We start from the raw sequence: 16,299 nt of genomic DNA on the forward strand, positions 1-16,299 counted from the left end.
TCGCATGGTATGGCGGCGTAGCTCAGCTGGTTAGAGCACGGCACTCATAATGCCGGGGTCAGCGGTTCAAGTCCGCTCGCCGCTACCACCCTTTCCCATCTCCGGTCCTACCCGCCTTCCGTGTCATCCGTGGCCGCCCGGCCGAAGCAGGGCGGCCGCGAGGGGCGTCAGGGCGGACACAACCCATCGCCGGCCGTCCTGCCGCGTCGCGTCGCGCCGCATGCCATGGCGGACGAAGGGTGGCGCACCGCTGGGATGCCACTTGTGGTCCGCGCGCCGCTTCTGCATCCTGCGCACCGACGGCAATGGCGGGAGCTGGGATCGCCCGATGATGCGCGCGGATCACCCCCTGGCGGGCGGCGAAGGGATGGTGCGCGGCTGCGTCGCCGGCCCCCGTCCGGCCCCGCTGAACCGGGCCTAGGCGCCGATGTCCACGGAACTCGCCGCGCGCGGCCTCTGGCTGGAATACGGTGGCCGGGGCGGCACCGTCGCGCTGGAGGACATCGACCTGACGGTGCGGGAAGGCGAGTTCGTCAGCATCGTCGGTCCGTCCGGCTGCGGGAAATCGTCCTTCCTCAACCTCGTGGCGGGCTTCCTCCAGCCCAGCCGCGGCACGCTGCTGCTGGACGGCGCGCCGATCCGCGCGCCGGGCGCCGACCGCGGCGTGGTGTTCCAGGAACACGCGCTGTTCCCCTGGATGACGGTGGAGCGCAACATCGGCTACGGCCCGCGCACCAACGGGCTGCCCAGGGCCGAGATCGACCGCCGCGTGTCGGAACTGCTGGAGCTGATCGGCCTCACCCGCTTCGCGAAGTCCTGGCCGAAGCAGCTGTCGGGCGGGATGAAGCAGCGCGTCGCCATCGCCCGCGCGCTGGCCAACCGGCCGAAGATGCTGCTGATGGACGAGCCCTTCGCCGCGCTCGACGCGCAGACGCGCCGCTTCCTCCAGGACGAGCTGCTGCGCATCTGGGCGCGCACCGGCACCACGGTGCTGTTCATCACCCACAGCATCGACGAAGCCGTGCTGCTGTCCGACCGCATCGCGGTGATGACCGCGCGGCCCGGCCGCATCAAGGAGACGATCGAGGTGTCGCTGCCGCGCCCGCGCGACGAGAACACCGAGGATTTCGTCGCCATGCGCCGCCGCGTCGCGGCCGCCCTGCACAACGAGGTCGAGCGGAGCCTGTCCGAACAGGAAGCCGCGCATTGAGGGACGCGAAGGAGAAGGCGATGAGCAGACAGACTGGATGGGCCCGCCGCGCGGCGATGGCCCTGGTGCTGGCCGGGGCCGCGGCCTTCGGCGCGCCCGGCGCGGCCCTCGCGCAGGGCGCGCCGGAGACGGCGAACCTCCAGCTCTGGACCACGCGCGACGTGCAGCAGGGATCGCTGCCCGTCATCGCCGCGCGGCAGGGCTTCTTCCGGGAGAACGGCCTGAACGTGGAGGTCCGCTTCGTCTCCTCCGGCTCCGAGATCCCGGCCGGCATGGCGGGCGGCACCATCCCCATCGCGGTCGCCGCCTGGACCAACCCGCTGTCGATGGTCGCCAACGGGCTCGGCGTGCGGGTGCTGGCGCAGACGACCGACATCTCCGGCATCCTCCAGATGGTGGTGCGGCCGGAAGCCAACATCCGCACCGCCCGCGACCTGGAAGGCAAGCGCATCGGCACCACGCGCATCCCGCTGATCATGTCGCTGCTGGAGCGCGCCTGCGCCGCCTATGGCTGCGACATGAGCAGGATCACGCTGGTCAACATGCAGCCGCAGGACCTGGTGCTGGCCTATGAGCGCGGCAACGTCGACGGCGTGCTGAGCTGGGAACCCTGGGCCATCTACACCGAGCAGCGCGGCGGGCGCGTGCTGTTCTCCGCCACGCGGTCCTTCATCCCCGGGATGGAGGGCGAGCGACGTGTGGACGGCGTCTATGCCGCCGTCTTCGCGCGCACCGACTTCACCACCCGCAACCCCCGCACCACCCAGGCGGTGCTGCGCGCGCTGCAGCAGGCGGCGGACTGGTCGCGCGCCAACCCCGACGCGGCTGCGGAGATGGTGGGCCGCGAGATCAACATCCCCGTGGACGTCGTGCGCGGCACCATGTCCAAGATCGACAACCGCCTGACCATGACGGCGGAATGGGCGCAGGAATTCGACCGCGTTGCCACCCAGCTCCATGCGCTGCGCGAGATCCGCAACCCGGTCACGCATCGCGACGTCTTCGACCCCGCCCCGCTGCGCGCCGTCTGCGCCGCCTGCGTGACGGTGAACTGAGGCACGGCAGAAGGAGAAGCCATCGCCATGAGCAGCTTCGCGATCCGCAGCCTCGCCCTGCTCGGCGCGCTGCTGCTCTGGTGGGGGTTCGCGCTCGCCAACCAGGGCATGCGCTGGGTGCCGCCGACCATGATCCCCACGCCGGACGAGATCATCCTCGCCGGCTGGGAGATCCGGGACTTCGTGCCGACCGACATCGCGATCAGCCTGCTGCGCGCGGTGCAGGGCTTCGTCATCGCCGCCGTGCTAGGCGTGCTGCTCGGCTGCCTGTCCGGATCGTCGCGGCTGGCCGAGAACGTGATCGACCCCATCCTGGAGGTGCTGCGGCCGATCCCGCCGCTCGCCTTCCTGCCGATCTTCATCATCTGGTTCGGCCTCGGGGAGATGTCGAAGGTGCTGATGATCGCCTTCGCGGCCTTCTTCATCATCTACGTCAACACCTACCAGGGCGTGCGCTACGCCGATCCGCTGCTGATGCGGGCCGCGCTGTCGCTCGGTGCGGGACGGCGGCAGGCCTTCTTCTCCATCAGCCTGCCGGCCGCGCTGCCCGAGATCTTCACCGGGCTCCGGCTCGGCATGGGGATGGCGTTCTTCGTGCTGGTGGCGGCCGAGCTGATCGCGGCGGATGCCGGAATGGGCTTCCGCATCCAGGAAGCGCGCTGGCAGTTCCGCGTGGACCGGATGTTCTTCGGCGCCGCGCTGATCGGCGTGATCGGCTTCGCCCTGTTCGCCGGGCTGCGCCGGCTGGAGAACCGGCTGCTGGCCTGGAAGCCGCGGCGGGAGGGTGTGGGGGGAGCCTGACCATGGCCACGATCCTGCGCGATGCGCTGCTGATCGACGGCTTGGGCGGCCCGCCGCAGCCCCATGCGGCGCTCGCCTTCGAAGGCGGGCGCATCACCGCGGTCGGGCCGGTGGACGCCGTCCGGCCCGCGCCCGGCGATCGCGTCGTGGACCTCGACGGGCGGACGGTGATGCCCGGCCTGATCGACGCGCATACCCACCTCACCTACCACAGCGCCCAGCCGAATGTCTGGACGCAGGAACTGGCGGAATCGCTGGAGCTGAACACGCTCCGCGCCGCCGCCAATGCGCGCGCCATCCTCCATTGCGGCTTCACCACCATCGGCGACGGCGGCTGCCGCGGCTTCATCGGCCCCGCCATCCGCGACGCGGTGGAAGCGGGCCTGATCGAGGGGCCGCGCATCGTCTCGGCCGGCGCCATCATCTGCGGCGAGGCCGGGCTGCTCGACAACGTCCCGCCCTGGGCGGAGACGCGGAACCCGACCAGCCTCGGGATGCAGGTGGCGGGCGTCGAACAGGTCCGCAGCGCCGTCCGCCGCCAGGTGAAGGGCGGGGTGGACTGGATCAAGGTGGCGGCGAGCGGCGTCGCCGGCTCCCGCTGGTCGAGCGCGGAGCATGACGACCTCGGCTACGAGGAGATCCGCGCGGCGGTGGAGGAGGCGGCGAAATACCGCCGGCCCGTCCACGCGCATGCGCATTCCACCGGCGGCATCCGCGCGGCACTGGAAGCGGGCGCCATCTCGCTCCATTCCGGCGAATTCGCCGACCAGGCCTCGATGGAGGCGATGCGCGACAGGGGCGTTCGCTTCAGCCCGACCATCGCCTGGCTGCATGTGCGCTGCATCCCCGCCTTCGGCGCGCCGCGCGACCCGGAATTTCGCGACCAGGCCTGGCGCGCCTTCGACGCCGCGCGACGGATGATCCCGGAAGCACGCGCCATCGGCGCGCGGCTCGCGCTCGGCACCGACGCGGCGCACCGCTTCCCGCATGTGCCGGACGGCGTGATCGAGATGGAGTATCTCGTGGCACTCGGCTTTACGCCGCTCGAGGCGATCGGCGCCGCGACGGCGGAGGCGGCGGCCGCCATCGGCCGCGCGGAGTCGCTCGGCACGCTCCGCCCCGGGCTCGCGGCCGACCTGCTGGTGGTGGACGGCAACCCGGCCGAGGATATCGGCATCCTCCGCGACAAGGCCCGCATCGCGATGATGTTCAAGGGCGGCACCGAGGTCGCGCTGCCGGCGGGGCGCGGCCGCATCGGCGTGCCGTTCGACATCGCCGCCTGGATGGCGATGGATTTCGGGGCGCTCGGCGCCGCCTGACGCGGCCGGGCAGGAAGGGAAGGACGCCGATGGACCGCACGAGCCTGGACGCGCTGGCCGAGGCCGGCCGCACCACCATCCTTCGCCATGCGCGGCTGATCGACGGCACCGGCGCGCCGCCCCGCGTGGCGGAGGTGGCGGTGAAGGACGGCGCGATCCTGGCGGTGGGCGAGGGCCTGGCCGGCGACGCGGCGCTGGACTGCGGCGGGCTGACGCTGCTGCCCGGCCTGATCGACGCCCATGCCCACCTGATCTATTCCGGCTTCCGCAGCCTGGACGAGGTGGACCGGCAATCGGTCGAATCCGCCACCATCAACGGCGTGCTGAACGCGGCGAAGGTGCTCGACGCCGGCTACACCACCATCCGCGACGTCGGCACCATCGGCAACGTCGCGGCGACCGTGCGCGACGCGGTGGAGGCCGGGAAGGTCCGGGGCCCGCGCGTCGTCGCCTCCGGCCCCATCATCTGCGCGACGGGCGGGCTGGGCGACACGGTGCCGCCGCACTGGACGCGCGCGCACGGCCTCGGCGTGCTGGTGAACGGCGCCGAGGCGATCCGCGCGGAGGTGCGGCGCCAGATCCGGCTCGGTGTGGACAACATCAAGCTCGCGGCGTCGGGCGTCGAGGTCGGGCCCTATGCCTGGACCTGGATGACCACCTTCTCCGAGGAGGAGATCCGGGTCGCGGTGGAGGAGGCGCATCGCTGGGGCCGCACGGTCGCGATCCACGCGCAGTCCTATGATTCCGTGAAGTTCGCGCTGCGCGCCGGCGTCGACACGATCGAGCACGGAACGCGTATGGACGACGAGGCGATCGCGTTGTTCGCGCGGTCCGACACGGTGCTGGTGCCGACGCTGTCCACCCTGTTCAGCGTGCTGGAACTCGGCGCCAAGCTGAACCTGCTGCCGAAGCAGCGGGAGGAGATGGCGGTGAACGAGCCGCTCTGGCTCGACAGCTTCCGCCGGGCGCGCGCGGCGGGCATTCCGATCGCGTCCGGCGCCGATCTCGGCAACCGCTATCCGCACGGCGCCAATGCGCGGGAGATCGCGCTGCTGGTGCGCTGCGGCATGACGCCGATGGAGGCGCTGCGCGCGGCCACCGCGGTCGCCGCGCGGGCGCTGCGCCGCGCCGACCGGATCGGCACGGTGGAGGCGGGGAAGGCCGCGGACCTGCTGCTGTTCGACGGCGATCCGCTGGCCGACATCGAATCGCTGCAGGACCTGGCGCGCATCGCGCTGGTGGTGAAGGGCGGGCGCGCCGTGGCGGGACGGCTGGCGCGGGGGTGAGGTGGGCCGGGAGCGCGCCTCATACCGTCGAGCCCCTCTGGTGATCCGATGGCGGCCGGCGCACTTCGCGCCGGACGAGGGCGCGAATGCGGCCCGCTGGCGTCTGAAGGCGTTTCCGTGCCAACGGAAACGCAAGGCGGTCTCAGCTCCCCTGCAACGCCCCGTACAGCTCCGGCCGGCGGTCGCGCCACCAGGGCAGGCTCTTCTGCGCCACGCCCACCTCGTCGAGGTCGAGCGTCGCCACCAGCAGCTCCGGCTCGTCCTCCCCCGCCTCGGCCATGATCTCGGCGCCGATGGGGGAGATGATCATGCTGCGCCCGATGTGCCGCCGCCCCGCCTCGTCCCCCGCGCGGTTCACCGCGACGACGAAGGTGCCGTTCTCATAGGCGCGGGCGCGCAGCGGCAGGTCCCAGGTGTGGTCGCGCAGCTTCATCTCGCCGTAGGTCGCGGCGCAGATCGGCATGAACAGCACCTCCGCCCCACCGATCGCCAGCGCGCGGGAGCCCTCGGGGAACTTGCGGTCGTAGCAGATCTGCACGCCGACCTTGACGCCGTCGATCTCGAACACCGGCAGGCTGCTGCCGGGGGTGAAGTAGAACTTCTCGTAGGATCCCGTGCCGCCCTGGAGGTTGGAGGGGAAGATCGCCGGGATATGCGTCTTGCGGTAGGTGCCGAGGATGCGGCCGTCACGCCCGATCACCGCGGCGCTGTTGAAGTACTGCCGCCCGTCGCGTTCGCCGAAGGGAAAGATCATCGCCATCCGGTGGCGCTTCGCGGCATCCAGCAGCGGCTGCACGCGCGGGTCGGGCAGGGTGAGGAACCAGTGGTCGAAGCGCGCTTCCAGCCGGTTCGGGAAGAACGGCGTCAGGAACAGCTCGGAGAAGCAGATCACCTCGACGCCCTGCGTCGCCGCACGCTCCACCATCGCGCAGGCCGCCTCCACGCCCGGGCGCATGTCGTCGGGGTCGAGCACCGGGCCGGTCTGCGCGGCGGCGACGGTCAGCGTGCGGCGGGACGTCATGCTTCCTCTCCCTCGGGTTCCGCGCAGCTTAGGCGCCCTTGCGCGCCTTGCGGAAGCACTCCTGCGCGCCGCGTGGAGTTGCCGCGTGCGCGCCGCTTTGCCACGATCCGCGGGCGCATCCGCGCGACCGCGCGGCCAGATCCATCCCGGAACACGATAACCCGATGACCTCGACCGACGAACTCGACTTCCTGGCGATCGGCGCCGGCGCCTGCGGGCTTGCGGGCGCCATCGCGGCGCATGACGCGGGGCTGTCCGCCGCCATCGTCGAGAAGCTGGCGCGGCCGGGCGGCAATTCCTCGCTCTCCACCGGCTCGGTGCCCGCGGCGGGGTCGCGCTTCCAGCGCGAGGCCGGCATCGAGGACGACCCGGAGCGGATGGTGCGCGACCTGACCCGCATCGCGGGAGAGACGGACGACCCCGCGCTGCTGCGCCGCCTGGCGGAGGTTTCGGCCGCCACCGTCGAATGGCTGGTGGATACGGTGGGCGCGCGGCTCGCCCTCGTCACCGCATACCGGCACATCGGCCACAGCGTGCCGCGCCTGCACGCGCCCGTCTCGCGCCGCGGGCAGGATCTGGTGGATGACCTGCTGGCCGCGGCGGCGCGGCGCGACATCCCGCTCGCCCTCGGCAATCCCGTGACGCGGCTGATCGTGGAAGGCGGCGCGGTGCGCGGTGCGGTGGTGGACGGGGCGGAGATCCGCGCGCGGCACACGCTGCTTGCCGTGAACGGCTTCGCGGGCGATCCCGCGCTGGTGCGGCGCTTCTGCCCGGAGATCGCGGGCGCGCAGTATTTCGGCGCGCTCGGCTCGACCGGGGAGGCGATCCGCTGGGGCGAGGAACTCGGCGCCGCCTTCGGCAACATGGCCGCCTACCAGGGCTATGCGGCGGTGGCCTATCCGCAGGGCAGCCTGCTGTCCTGGACCACCATCGAGAAGGGCGGAATCCTGCTGGACCCGCAGGGCCGGCGCTTCGGGGACGAGAGCCTCGGCTATTCCGGCTATGCGCGGCTGGTGCTGGAGCAGGGCGGCGAAGCCTATGCGCTGTTCGACCAGCGGATCTTCGACATCGCCGCGCAGGAGGAGGAATTCGCCGAGCTTGCGGCGCATGGCGGCGCGCGGCGCGCGGCGACGGTGGAGGAAGCGGCCGTGCTGTACGGCCTGCCCGCCGCGGCGGTGGCCGAGGAAGTGGCCGCCTACAACGCGGCTGCCACGGGCGCGGCGGCCGACCGGCACGGCAGGCGCGACACCGGCCTGGCGCCGCTGCGGGCACCTTTCTACGTGGCGCGCGTGGTGCCCGGGCTGTTCCATACCCAGGGCGGGCTGCGCGTGGATGCCGATGCGCGCGTGCTGCACCCCGATGGCAGCCCGATTCCGGGCCTGTTCGCCGGTGGCGGCGCCGCCATCGGGATCAGCGGGCGCGCGGGCGCGCTGGGCTATGCGTCGGGCAATGGCCTGCTGACGGCGATCGCGCTGGGCCGGCTGGCGGGCCTGGCGGCCGCGGCGGAAACCGGCGCGGCCGTGCCGGCGGCGTGACCTCCCCGTCCCGCGTCAACTCCGCGCGGGAACGGGGGCAGGTTGCGGGGCGGAGGCCGAGGCAAGCTCCGCCAGCAGGGACCACACCCGGTGCGGGTCCATGCGTGTCTCCGGATCGTTCAGCAGTCGGTCGACTTCCGCCAGCTTCGTCTCGATTTCACGCTCGGTCATGGGGCTTCCTGCCATGCGGGGAACCCAGGCGCGACCAGTCTTAAGGCGGTCACCGGGGGGGAGTGCACCGCAACAACGTGGCACCGGCAAGGCGGTTGCCGAGTTGCTGGCGAGGGAAGGATGGCGGGCGCGGCGCGCCCCTGGTGACCAGGGGCGACGCGCCCGCCCTCAATTCGTCGAGACGATGGCGGGCGCGAGGGCGGGCGACTTCGCCGCGGGGTGGCCCGGGTTGCGGAAGCGCAGCTCCCCGCCCTCCGCCGCATCGGGCGGGGCCATGCCGAACAGCTCCATCCGGCTGCTGCACGCGACGGCGGCGACCGGGCGCGCGGCGGGGCCGGTCATCCAGCGGCGGGCGGCGCCTTCCAGCTCCATCCTCTCCCGCAGGCTGCGCCATTCGCCGCGGTCGAGGTCGTCGAGGAAGATCGACAGGATGCCGGGGCGCCGGCCCGAAAGGCGCGCGGCGGCGGCCAGCTCCATGCGCCTGGCCGCGGCTTCGGCGATCGCGTTCTCCCGCCCCGCGCGGGCGGCCATGACGAAGACCGAACCGCCGCCCGGCGCGCCCTTCGGCGCGGCGGTGACGGCCAGGTGCGCCTCCTCGCCGAACTGGGCGCGCAGCTGGGCAGGCAGGCCCTGTCCGGCCGCCTGCGCCCCGGCCAGCACCAGGGGGTCGAGCTTCAGGACGGCATCCGCGCTTGAATCCTGCCGGCGTTCCGCCTGCAGCATCTCCGTGATGCGGCGGTGCAGCCCGGCGACGCGGGTGGCATCTGCCATGCCCTCCGGCAGGGTCATCTTCAGCAGGTAGCGGCCGGGATGCGCGGCCAGCCAGGTCTGCAGGTCCGGGTTCACGCGGTCCACCAGCTGGTACCAGTCCCCGCGATGCACCTGCCGGCCTTCCTCGGCCGACACCGTGTCGCAGCTGACCTCGGCCTCGGCGCCGTCGCGGCGGATCACGAGGTCCCAGGGCGTCTCCTCGGCCAAGCCGGTGAAGGCCACCTCGAATCCGCGGGCGCGGTGCAGCGCGGCGCTGCGGAGGAGGTGGAACAGCGGGACCAGCGTCGCCTCGCCGGTCAGCCCGGCCTCGATCCGGGCGCGCAGCCGCGCGCGGGACGGGGCGGGCAGGGTGGCGGCCAGCTTCACCGCTTCCTTCGCGAAGGCGGTGATCCGGCGTTCGGCGGGGGTGGCGCGGGCCAGCGCCGACGGGTCCGACAGCCGCGCGAGGATCAGTTCCAGCGCGTGGCGCTGCTGCGTCGCCCGCCCGGACAGCGAACTGCCCGCTGCCCGTTGTCCGATTTCGGACAGCCGCGACGACCAGCGTTTCGCCCCGCAGAGGCTGCGGAAGCGGTCAAGGTCGGCCGGATCCGGCCGATGGTCGGCGAAGGGCATGCGGCGGCTCGTTCTTGGTGTTGAGCGATCCCTAACGTGGCGATGGGGGGGGACGTCAAGCGCCACGCGGGGCCATTTCCGACGAAATCGCTCAACTTTCGGCGGTGTAATAAAGCGTCACCGTATGGGTCGCCTCGGCGAAGATCAGCCAGCGTTCCGCCGCCAGCCCCGCCAGCGCCGCGACGGCGCCGAGGCTCAGCAGCAGCGCCGCCGCGCCGCCCCCGGCCAGCAGGCCCAGCAACGCCAACAGCGCGGCCGCGGCGAAGCCCGCCTGCACCAGCATCCGCAGCTTCAGCCGGTGCTTGCGGGCGACGCGGAAGCCCATCTCCCGCAGCAGCCAGTTCTGTTCGGTGTGCGGCGCGTCCAGCGGGCGCGTGGTGCCGATGCGGCCGAGGCCCGTGGCCGTCTCGATGCTCGGCGCCGTGGCCGGGCGCGGCGCGTCGATAGAGGACCAGTAGCGCCGCTTCAGCAGCAGCGCCCCGGCGCCGAGGGCGGCCGCGAGCAGCGCGGGCAGGGCGGCGCCGCCGGCGAAGGCCGCCGCAGCCGCCAGCAGCGCCGCGCCGGAGAAGCCGGCGAACAGCATGTAGCCCCAGGGCACCAGCGGGTGGCACCACTGCCGCACGGGCTTGAGCGAGGCGTAGATCATGCCCGTGCACCACACCGTCACGGCCGCGCCGGCCGCGGCCAGCAGCCCCGCGACCGCCGCCAGCACCGGCATCCCCGCCCAGGTCGCCACGCCGAACAGCACGGCCGGGACATAGGTCGCGACCGCAGCCACCCCTTCCCGCGACAGCCAGGAGGAACGCCATTGCGACAGCGCCCGCCAGGCGCGTTCCGGCCGCCCGAGATGGGCGGTGGAGGACAGCAGCCCCGCGGTGACCAGCAGGAGGGCGAGGGCGAGGGTCGCCAGCGCGAAGCCGGGGGAGGGCGGCGTCAGCCCGAAGGGCCGCAGCAGGCCGAGCCAGAACAGCAGCCCGTAGCCGGCGCCCGAAGCGGTGGTGAAGAAGACGATGGAAGGTGCGGGGTTCATGGAGCCCGTTGTCAGGTCAGGATGGCGGACGCCGCCGCGCGGCACGCGGCGGGCGGGATGGCACTCACCGCGCCAGCGCGCGGTCGAGCCAGCGCAGCAGCGGGTTCTTGATGTCGAGCGCGGTTGGCTCGGCCTCCGCCGGCGGGTTCGGGTTCGGCGCGGGGCGCATGCGCGGCGGCAGGTAGCGGTTGACGGGCTGGTAGCCGAGTTCCGGCATCAGCCCGAAGCCGCCCCGGTCCGCCACCAGGCGCGAGACCTTGCTGTCCGGGTCGCCGAGATCGCCGAAATGCCGCGCGCCGGCGGGGCAGGTGATGACGCAGGCGGGCTGGCGCTGCGGCTCCGGGATGGTCTCGTTGTAGATGCGGTCGATGCAGAGGGTGCATTTCTTCATCACCCCCTCGTCCTCGTCCATCTCCCGCGCGCCATAGGGGCAGGCCCAGGCGCAGAGGCCGCAGCCGATGCAGGTCTCGGTGTTGACCAGCACGATGCCGTCCTCGGCCCGCTTGTAGGACGCGCCGGTCGGGCAGACGGTGACGCAGGCCGGCTGTTCGCAATGCAGGCAGGAGCGCGGGAAATGGACGGTGCGCCCGGCCTCCCCCTCGCCGGCCTCGTAGGAATGGACGCGGTTGAACCACACGCCCTCCGCCCCTGCGGAATAGGGCTTGAAGTCCGGCAGGGGCGCGAGGTGCCCGCCCGCGTTCCATTCCTTGCAGTTGGTCGCGCAGGCATGGCAGCCCACGCAGGTGTCGAGGTCGATGACGAGCCCGAGCTTCTTCGCGGAGGGCGGCGGCAACTCGGTCATCGGCTGTCCCCGCGGGTGGTGGCGGGCACGGGGCCGCGCAGGATGTCCGGCACGGGCGGCATGTTGGGGGGCGCCTTCAGCGGGGTGTTGAAGGGATCGGTGCGGGGGATCTCGTCCGCCGCGCATTTCACGACCTGCACGCGCAGGTCGTACCAGGCCGCCTGGCCCGTCACCGGGTCGGCATTGGCCAGGCGGTGCGCCGCGGCCCCCTGCGGCAGCCATTCGCTGATGACGTGGTTCAGCAGGAAGCCGCGCACCGCCTCGGGGCTGTCCTCGCTCAGCCGCCAGGCGCCGGCGCGCTTGCCCACCGCGTTCCAGGTCCAGACGGTGTCGGGGTTGGTGCCCTCCATCAGGGTCAGCTGCCCCTTCACGCGGCCGTTGCGGCTTTCGACCCACACCCAGTCATCCTGCGCGAGGCCGAGCCGCGTCGCCGCCGTGCGGTTCATGTAGAGCCGGTTGGCGCTGCGGATCTGGCGCAGCCAGGCGTTCTGGCTGCCCCAGGAATGGTAGTGCTCCATCGCCCGCTGCGTGATGGCGGAGAAGGGGAAGGGCGCGGTGTCGTGGCCCTGCTGTTCCAGCGGGGCGTACCAGAAGGGCAGCGGGTCGCAATAGGTCGCGATGCGGTCGCGCAGATGCGCGGGCGGCTGCTTCGGCCCGTGGCCCTGCGCGGCCAGGCGGAACTTCTGCAGCACCTCGGAATAGACCTGCATGACGATCTGGTCGGCCTTGCCGATCAGCCCCATCGCCTTCGCCTCGTCCAGGTAGGCGCGGTTGGCCTGCTTGAAGTAGCCCTGTTCCGGCGTCAGGTGGTGGCGCCAGAAACAGCCATTCTCGATGTAGCGCTGCAGCTGGTCCGGGTTGGGCTCGCCCACCCCCTTCTTCGTCCCGTCCTCGCCGCGGAAGCCGGCGAGCGGCCCGACGCCCGGCATGCGCTGGTGGTTGGTGATGTAGTCCGGATAGTCCTTGAACTTCGGGCTGCCGTCCTCCTTCACGAAGGCGGGCAGGCCGAGCCGGGCGCCGAGCTCGATCAGCACTTCCTGGAAGGGGCGCACGTCGCGGTCGGGCGTCAGGACCGGCTGGCGGATCGCGTCGCCGGGCCCGTGCGCGCTGCCGATCGGGCGGTCGAGCAGGCTGATGCAGTCCCAGCGTTCCAGGTAGGTGGTGTCGGGCAGGATCAGGTCGGCATAGGGCACCGTCTCGCTGAAGAAGGCGTCGGCGTAGATGACGTGGGGGATGCGGTAGCTGCCGTCCTCCTTCGTCTCGGTCAGGATGCGGATGATCTCGCCGGGGTTCATCGCGCTGTTCCAGGCCATGTTGGCCATGAACATGAACAGCGTGTCGATCTCGTACGGGTCGCCGGCGCCGGCATTGCCGATCACCGTGTGCATCATGCCGTGCAGCGCCAGCGGGGCGTCCCAGCTGAACGCCTTGTCGATGCGGATGGGCGAGCCGTCGTCGTGGACGAGCAGGTCCTCCGGCCCGTGCGGGAAGGCGAGGATGTTGCCCGCGAGCGGCGTGTTCGGCTTCGCGCCCCGCCCGGCCGGCCCCGGCCCCGGCGGGATCGGCCGCGGGAAGGGCGACTTGTAGCGCCAGGAGCCGGGCGTATCGACCGCGCCCAGCAGCATCTGCAGCAGGTGCAGCGCGCGGCAGGTGTGGAAGCCGTTGGAATGGGCCGAGATGCCGCGCATCGCATGGAAGGCGACCGGGCGGCCCACCATCGTCGCGTGCCGCCGGCCGAGCGCATCGGTCCAGGGCACGTCGAGCGTGATGGTCTGGTTGAAGGCGACCTCCGCGATCTCGTCCGCCAGCCGCCGGATGCGGTCCGCCGCCAGGCCGCAGCGTTCGGCCACCGCGTCGGGCGCGTATTCGGCGCCGAGGTAGCGTTCGGCCATCAGCTGGAAGGCGGGCACCGCCGTCCGGCCATCGGCAAGGGTGAATTCGCCGACGATGGCCGGCTGCATCTCCGCCGTCGCGGCGTCCCGCGCCTCGGCCGCGACCCGGTCCCAGGCGAGCGGCCGGCCTTCCGCGTCACGCGCGAACAGCCCGTCATCGGCGCCGCCGGGGTTGCGCACCACCAGCCAGTGCGCGTTCGTGTAGCGGACCAGGAATCCGAGGTCGACGCGGTCCGTCCGCAGCAGCTCATGCATCAGCGCCATGATGAGCAGCCCGTCCGTGCCCGGACGGATGCCGACCCATTCGTCGGCGATCGCGGAATAGCCGGTGCGGACGGGGTTGACGCTGACGAACTTCGCGCCGCGTTCCTTCAGCTTGCCGAGCCCGATCTTGATCGGGTTGCTGTCATGGTCCTCGGCCACGCCGAACATCACGAGGTATTTCGTGCGGTCCCAGTCCGGCTCGCCGAATTCCCAGAAGCTGCCGCCGATGGTGTAGAGCCCGGCGGCGGCCATGTTGACCGAGCAGAAGCCGCCATGCGCGGCGAAGTTGGGCGTGCCGAACTGCGCCGCCCAGAACCCCGTCAGGCTCTGCGACTGGTCGCGGCCGGTGAAGAAGGCTAGGCGCTTCGGGTCGGTCTCCCGCACATGGCGGAGCCAGCCTGTCGCGGTCTCCATCGCCTCGGCCCAGGAGATCTCCTCGAACTCGCCGCTTCCGCGCGGCCCGACCCGCTTCAGCGGCGCGCGCAGCCGCGAGGGGGCATACTGCGTCATGATCCCCGCGCTGCCCTTGCCGCAGAGCACGCCGCGGTTCACCGGGTGGTCGGGGTTGCCCTCGATGTAGCGGATGCGGCCGTCCTTCAGGTGAACCTTGATGCCGCAGCGGCAGGCGCACATGTAGCAGGTGGTGGTCTTCACCTCGTCCCCGATCGGCTTCGAGGTGTCGATCACCTCGCCATTGCCGGTCATGCGGGCGGGCAGATGCGTGTCTGGCATGAATTGCTCCCGAGGGGGCGATTGTGCGGCGTGACCGCCCGCGGGGGAAGCCCTCGGGGCATGGATGGCGCCGTCCGCCCCGGGCCGCCCTGCCCATATGGGGAGTGACGGAGGCGGTGTCAGGGCCGCCCGCGGGGGACCGCGCCGCGCCGCGCGCGTTCATGCCGTGCCCTGCCGGAACGGAAGCCCCCGTGCGCCCCAGCCGATGCCTCGCCGCCCTCCTCCTCGCCACCATGCTCCCGGCCCCCGCCCCGGCGCAGCCCGCGCCCGGCGCCTTCGTCGAGATCGTCCCGACCGAGGGCCGCGCGGCCGTGCATGTCGCGACGGCGCAGGTGGTGCGGATCGGGCGGGCCGAGGGGGCGACGGTGATCGACACCACCTCCTTCGTGCAGCAGCGCAGCGCCGAGGCGCTGGAGACGGTGGCGCGCCGGATGGCCGCCGCCGGCCTGCGCCTGCTGCCGCTGACCGACCCGAGCGGCGGGCGGGTCTACCTGGTGCCGGACAGGATCGTCCTGGTGCGCGATTCCGGCGAACGCCACGCCGCCGGCGCGCGGGCCGCCATCGTCATGGTCGGCCTGCGCTACGGCTTCGACGTGGCGGTGCGGGAGACGGTGGAACAGGTGATGGCCGCGCTCCGGCGCGGGGATGCGCCGCCGGAAGCGCCGGCCGCCGCGGCCCCGCGCTGAACGTCAGTTCCGCGGCAGCCGCGCGCGCGCCGGGGCGTCCGGGTTCTGGGCGCGGTGGCGCAGCAGGTGGTCTGCCAGCACCAGCGCGAGCATCGCTTCCCCCACCGGCACGGCGCGGATGCCGACGCAGGGGTCGTGGCGGCCCTTCGTCAGCACCTCCACCTCCTCCCCGAAGCGGTCGACCGACCGGCGCGGGGTCAGGATGGAGCTGGTCGGCTTGACCGCGAAGCGCGCCACCACGGGCTGCCCCGTGGAGATGCCGCCGAGGATGCCGCCGGCCTGGTTGCTTCCGAACAGCACCTCGCCGTGCGGGCCCATCCGCATCTCGTCCGCGTTGCGTTCCCCGTCCAGCGCCGCCGCCGCGAAGCCGGCGCCGATCTCCACGCCCTTGACGGCGTTGATGGACATCAGCGCCGCCGCGATCTCGGCATCGAGCTTGCCGTAGACCGGCGCACCGAGGCCGGGGGGCACACCTTCCGCCACCACCTCGACGATGGCGCCGAGCGAGGAGCCGGACTTGCGCGCGGCCGTCAGCGCGTCCTCCCAGCGGGCGGCGGCCTTCGGGTCGGGGCAGAAGAAGGGGTTGCGGTCCACCTCCGCCCAGTCCCGCGCGGCCCCGTCCACCCAGTCCCCGCCCATGCAGACCAGCGCGCCGCGGATGGTCACGCCCTCCAGCACCTTGCGCGCGACCGCGCCCGCGGCCACCCGCATCGCCGTCTCCCGCGCCGAGGAACGGCCGCCGCCGCGGTAATCCCGGATGCCGTATTTCAGTTCGTAGGTCAGGTCGGCATGGCCGGGGCGGAAGCGGTCCTTGATCTCGCCGTAGTCCTTGCTGCGCTGGTCGGTGTTGTCGATGTGCAGCGCGATGGGGGTGCCGGTGGTCGCGCCCTCGAAGGTGCCGGACAGGATGCGGACCTGGTCCGCCTCCTGCCGCTGGGTCACGAATTTGGACTGGCCGGGGCGGCGGCGGTCGAGATGGGGCTGGATGTCGGCTTCCGTCAGCGCGATGCGCGGCGGGCAGCCATCCACCACGCAGCCGATGGCGGGGCCGTGGGATTCGCCCCAGGTGGTGACGCGGAAGAGGTGGCCGAAGCTGTTGTGGGACATGGCGG

General features: G+C 72.4%; 14 protein-coding genes and 1 tRNA gene. 8 read left to right on the plus strand and 7 right to left on the minus strand.

Going from position 1 to position 16,299, the window contains the following annotated elements; genetic code table 11:
* Window positions 1-11 precede the first annotated feature (11 nt).
* From ACK8OX_RS01025 to ACK8OX_RS01050, 6 genes are all read left to right on the plus strand, one after another.
* Window positions 12-88, plus strand: a tRNA-Met gene (locus tag ACK8OX_RS01025).
* 339 nt (window positions 89-427) lie between these two features.
* Window positions 428-1,210, plus strand: coding sequence for an ABC transporter ATP-binding protein (locus tag ACK8OX_RS01030; RefSeq protein WP_430662048.1), 783 nt, complete (start codon window positions 428-430; stop codon window positions 1,208-1,210).
* Between the two features lie 20 nt (window positions 1,211-1,230).
* The gene (locus tag ACK8OX_RS01035) at window positions 1,231-2,265 is read left to right on the plus strand and encodes an ABC transporter substrate-binding protein (protein ID WP_430662049.1); all 1,035 of its coding nucleotides are present in this window, start codon (window positions 1,231-1,233) and stop codon (window positions 2,263-2,265) included.
* 27 nt (window positions 2,266-2,292) lie between these two features.
* Window positions 2,293-3,066: an ABC transporter permease gene (locus ACK8OX_RS01040; RefSeq protein WP_430662050.1), complete on the plus strand. Its 774-nt coding sequence runs from the start codon at window positions 2,293-2,295 to the stop codon at window positions 3,064-3,066.
* A gap of 2 nt (window positions 3,067-3,068) precedes the next feature.
* Entirely contained in the window at window positions 3,069-4,385 is a 1,317-nt protein-coding gene (locus ACK8OX_RS01045) for an amidohydrolase family protein (RefSeq protein ID WP_430662051.1), read from the plus strand.
* Between the two features lie 29 nt (window positions 4,386-4,414).
* Window positions 4,415-5,671: an amidohydrolase family protein gene (locus ACK8OX_RS01050; protein ID WP_430662052.1), complete on the plus strand. Its 1,257-nt coding sequence runs from the start codon at window positions 4,415-4,417 to the stop codon at window positions 5,669-5,671.
* Between the two features lie 142 nt (window positions 5,672-5,813).
* Here the strand turns inward: ACK8OX_RS01050 and ACK8OX_RS01055 are convergent, their stop codons facing one another.
* Window positions 5,814-6,692, minus strand: a complete 879-nt coding sequence (locus ACK8OX_RS01055; RefSeq protein ID WP_430662053.1) for a carbon-nitrogen hydrolase family protein — start codon at window positions 6,690-6,692, stop codon at window positions 5,814-5,816.
* Window positions 6,693-6,856: 164 nt separating this feature from the next.
* Here ACK8OX_RS01055 and ACK8OX_RS01060 point away from each other — a divergent pair, with 164 nt between their 5' ends.
* Window positions 6,857-8,227, plus strand: a complete 1,371-nt coding sequence (locus ACK8OX_RS01060; protein WP_430662054.1) for an FAD-dependent oxidoreductase — start codon at window positions 6,857-6,859, stop codon at window positions 8,225-8,227.
* A 15-nt stretch (window positions 8,228-8,242) separates the two neighbouring features.
* Here ACK8OX_RS01060 and ACK8OX_RS01065 read toward each other — a convergent pair whose 3' ends face one another.
* From ACK8OX_RS01065 to ACK8OX_RS01085, 5 genes are all read right to left on the minus strand, one after another.
* Window positions 8,243-8,398 carry a peptide chain release factor 1 gene (locus ACK8OX_RS01065; RefSeq protein WP_430662055.1) on the minus strand — a complete coding sequence of 52 codons (156 nt, stop codon included), beginning with the start codon at window positions 8,396-8,398 and terminating at the stop codon, window positions 8,243-8,245.
* A 168-nt stretch (window positions 8,399-8,566) separates the two neighbouring features.
* Window positions 8,567-9,781 carry a hypothetical protein gene (locus ACK8OX_RS01070; protein WP_430662056.1) on the minus strand — a complete coding sequence of 405 codons (1,215 nt, stop codon included), beginning with the start codon at window positions 9,779-9,781 and terminating at the stop codon, window positions 8,567-8,569.
* Between the two features lie 91 nt (window positions 9,782-9,872).
* Window positions 9,873-10,811 (minus strand): dimethyl sulfoxide reductase anchor subunit family protein, encoded by a 939-nt coding sequence (locus ACK8OX_RS01075; protein WP_430662057.1) that lies wholly within the window; start codon window positions 10,809-10,811, stop codon window positions 9,873-9,875.
* A gap of 64 nt (window positions 10,812-10,875) precedes the next feature.
* Window positions 10,876-11,613, minus strand: coding sequence for a 4Fe-4S dicluster domain-containing protein (locus ACK8OX_RS01080; RefSeq protein ID WP_430662058.1), 738 nt, complete (start codon window positions 11,611-11,613; stop codon window positions 10,876-10,878).
* Window positions 11,610-14,501, minus strand: a complete 2,892-nt coding sequence (locus ACK8OX_RS01085; protein ID WP_430662059.1) for a molybdopterin-dependent oxidoreductase — start codon at window positions 14,499-14,501, stop codon at window positions 11,610-11,612. Before ACK8OX_RS01085 ends, ACK8OX_RS01080 begins: the two co-directional genes overlap by 4 nt.
* Window positions 14,502-14,692: 191 nt before the next feature.
* On the opposite strand from ACK8OX_RS01085, the gene ACK8OX_RS01090 reads away from it, so the two are divergent.
* A complete protein-coding gene (locus ACK8OX_RS01090) occupies window positions 14,693-15,187 on the plus strand; it encodes a hypothetical protein (protein WP_430662060.1) in 495 nt (164 codons plus the stop codon).
* A gap of 3 nt (window positions 15,188-15,190) precedes the next feature.
* On the opposite strand, the gene aroC is transcribed toward ACK8OX_RS01090, so the two are convergent.
* Window positions 15,191-16,294, minus strand: coding sequence for a chorismate synthase (aroC, locus tag ACK8OX_RS01095; RefSeq protein ID WP_430662061.1), 1,104 nt, complete (start codon window positions 16,292-16,294; stop codon window positions 15,191-15,193).
* Window positions 16,295-16,299 lie beyond the last annotated feature (5 nt).

This window comes from Falsiroseomonas sp. CW058 (assembly GCF_050563535.1).
In the GTDB taxonomy this organism is placed as follows: domain Bacteria; phylum Pseudomonadota; class Alphaproteobacteria; order Acetobacterales; family Acetobacteraceae; genus Falsiroseomonas.

What these genes read in the sequence shown, in the direction of transcription:
- ACK8OX_RS01030 (WP_430662048.1), top strand. Translation starts at nt 428, where the DNA reads ATGTCCACGGAACTCGCCGCGCGCGGCCTCTGGCTGGAATACGGTGGC.
- ACK8OX_RS01035 (WP_430662049.1), top strand. Translation starts at nt 1,231, where the DNA reads ATGAGCAGACAGACTGGATGGGCCCGCCGCGCGGCGATGGCCCTGGTG.
- ACK8OX_RS01040 (WP_430662050.1), top strand. Translation starts at nt 2,293, where the DNA reads ATGAGCAGCTTCGCGATCCGCAGCCTCGCCCTGCTCGGCGCGCTGCTG.
- ACK8OX_RS01045 (WP_430662051.1), top strand. Translation starts at nt 3,069, where the DNA reads ATGGCCACGATCCTGCGCGATGCGCTGCTGATCGACGGCTTGGGCGGC.
- ACK8OX_RS01050 (WP_430662052.1), top strand. Translation starts at nt 4,415, where the DNA reads ATGGACCGCACGAGCCTGGACGCGCTGGCCGAGGCCGGCCGCACCACC.
- ACK8OX_RS01055 (WP_430662053.1), bottom strand. Translation starts at nt 6,692, where the DNA reads ATGACGTCCCGCCGCACGCTGACCGTCGCCGCCGCGCAGACCGGCCCG.
- ACK8OX_RS01060 (WP_430662054.1), top strand. Translation starts at nt 6,857, where the DNA reads ATGACCTCGACCGACGAACTCGACTTCCTGGCGATCGGCGCCGGCGCC.
- ACK8OX_RS01065 (WP_430662055.1), bottom strand. Translation starts at nt 8,398, where the DNA reads ATGACCGAGCGTGAAATCGAGACGAAGCTGGCGGAAGTCGACCGACTG.
- ACK8OX_RS01070 (WP_430662056.1), bottom strand. Translation starts at nt 9,781, where the DNA reads ATGCCCTTCGCCGACCATCGGCCGGATCCGGCCGACCTTGACCGCTTC.
- ACK8OX_RS01075 (WP_430662057.1), bottom strand. Translation starts at nt 10,811, where the DNA reads ATGAACCCCGCACCTTCCATCGTCTTCTTCACCACCGCTTCGGGCGCC.
- ACK8OX_RS01080 (WP_430662058.1), bottom strand. Translation starts at nt 11,613, where the DNA reads ATGACCGAGTTGCCGCCGCCCTCCGCGAAGAAGCTCGGGCTCGTCATC.
- ACK8OX_RS01085 (WP_430662059.1), bottom strand. Translation starts at nt 14,501, where the DNA reads ATGCCAGACACGCATCTGCCCGCCCGCATGACCGGCAATGGCGAGGTG.
- aroC (WP_430662061.1), bottom strand. Translation starts at nt 16,294, where the DNA reads ATGTCCCACAACAGCTTCGGCCACCTCTTCCGCGTCACCACCTGGGGC.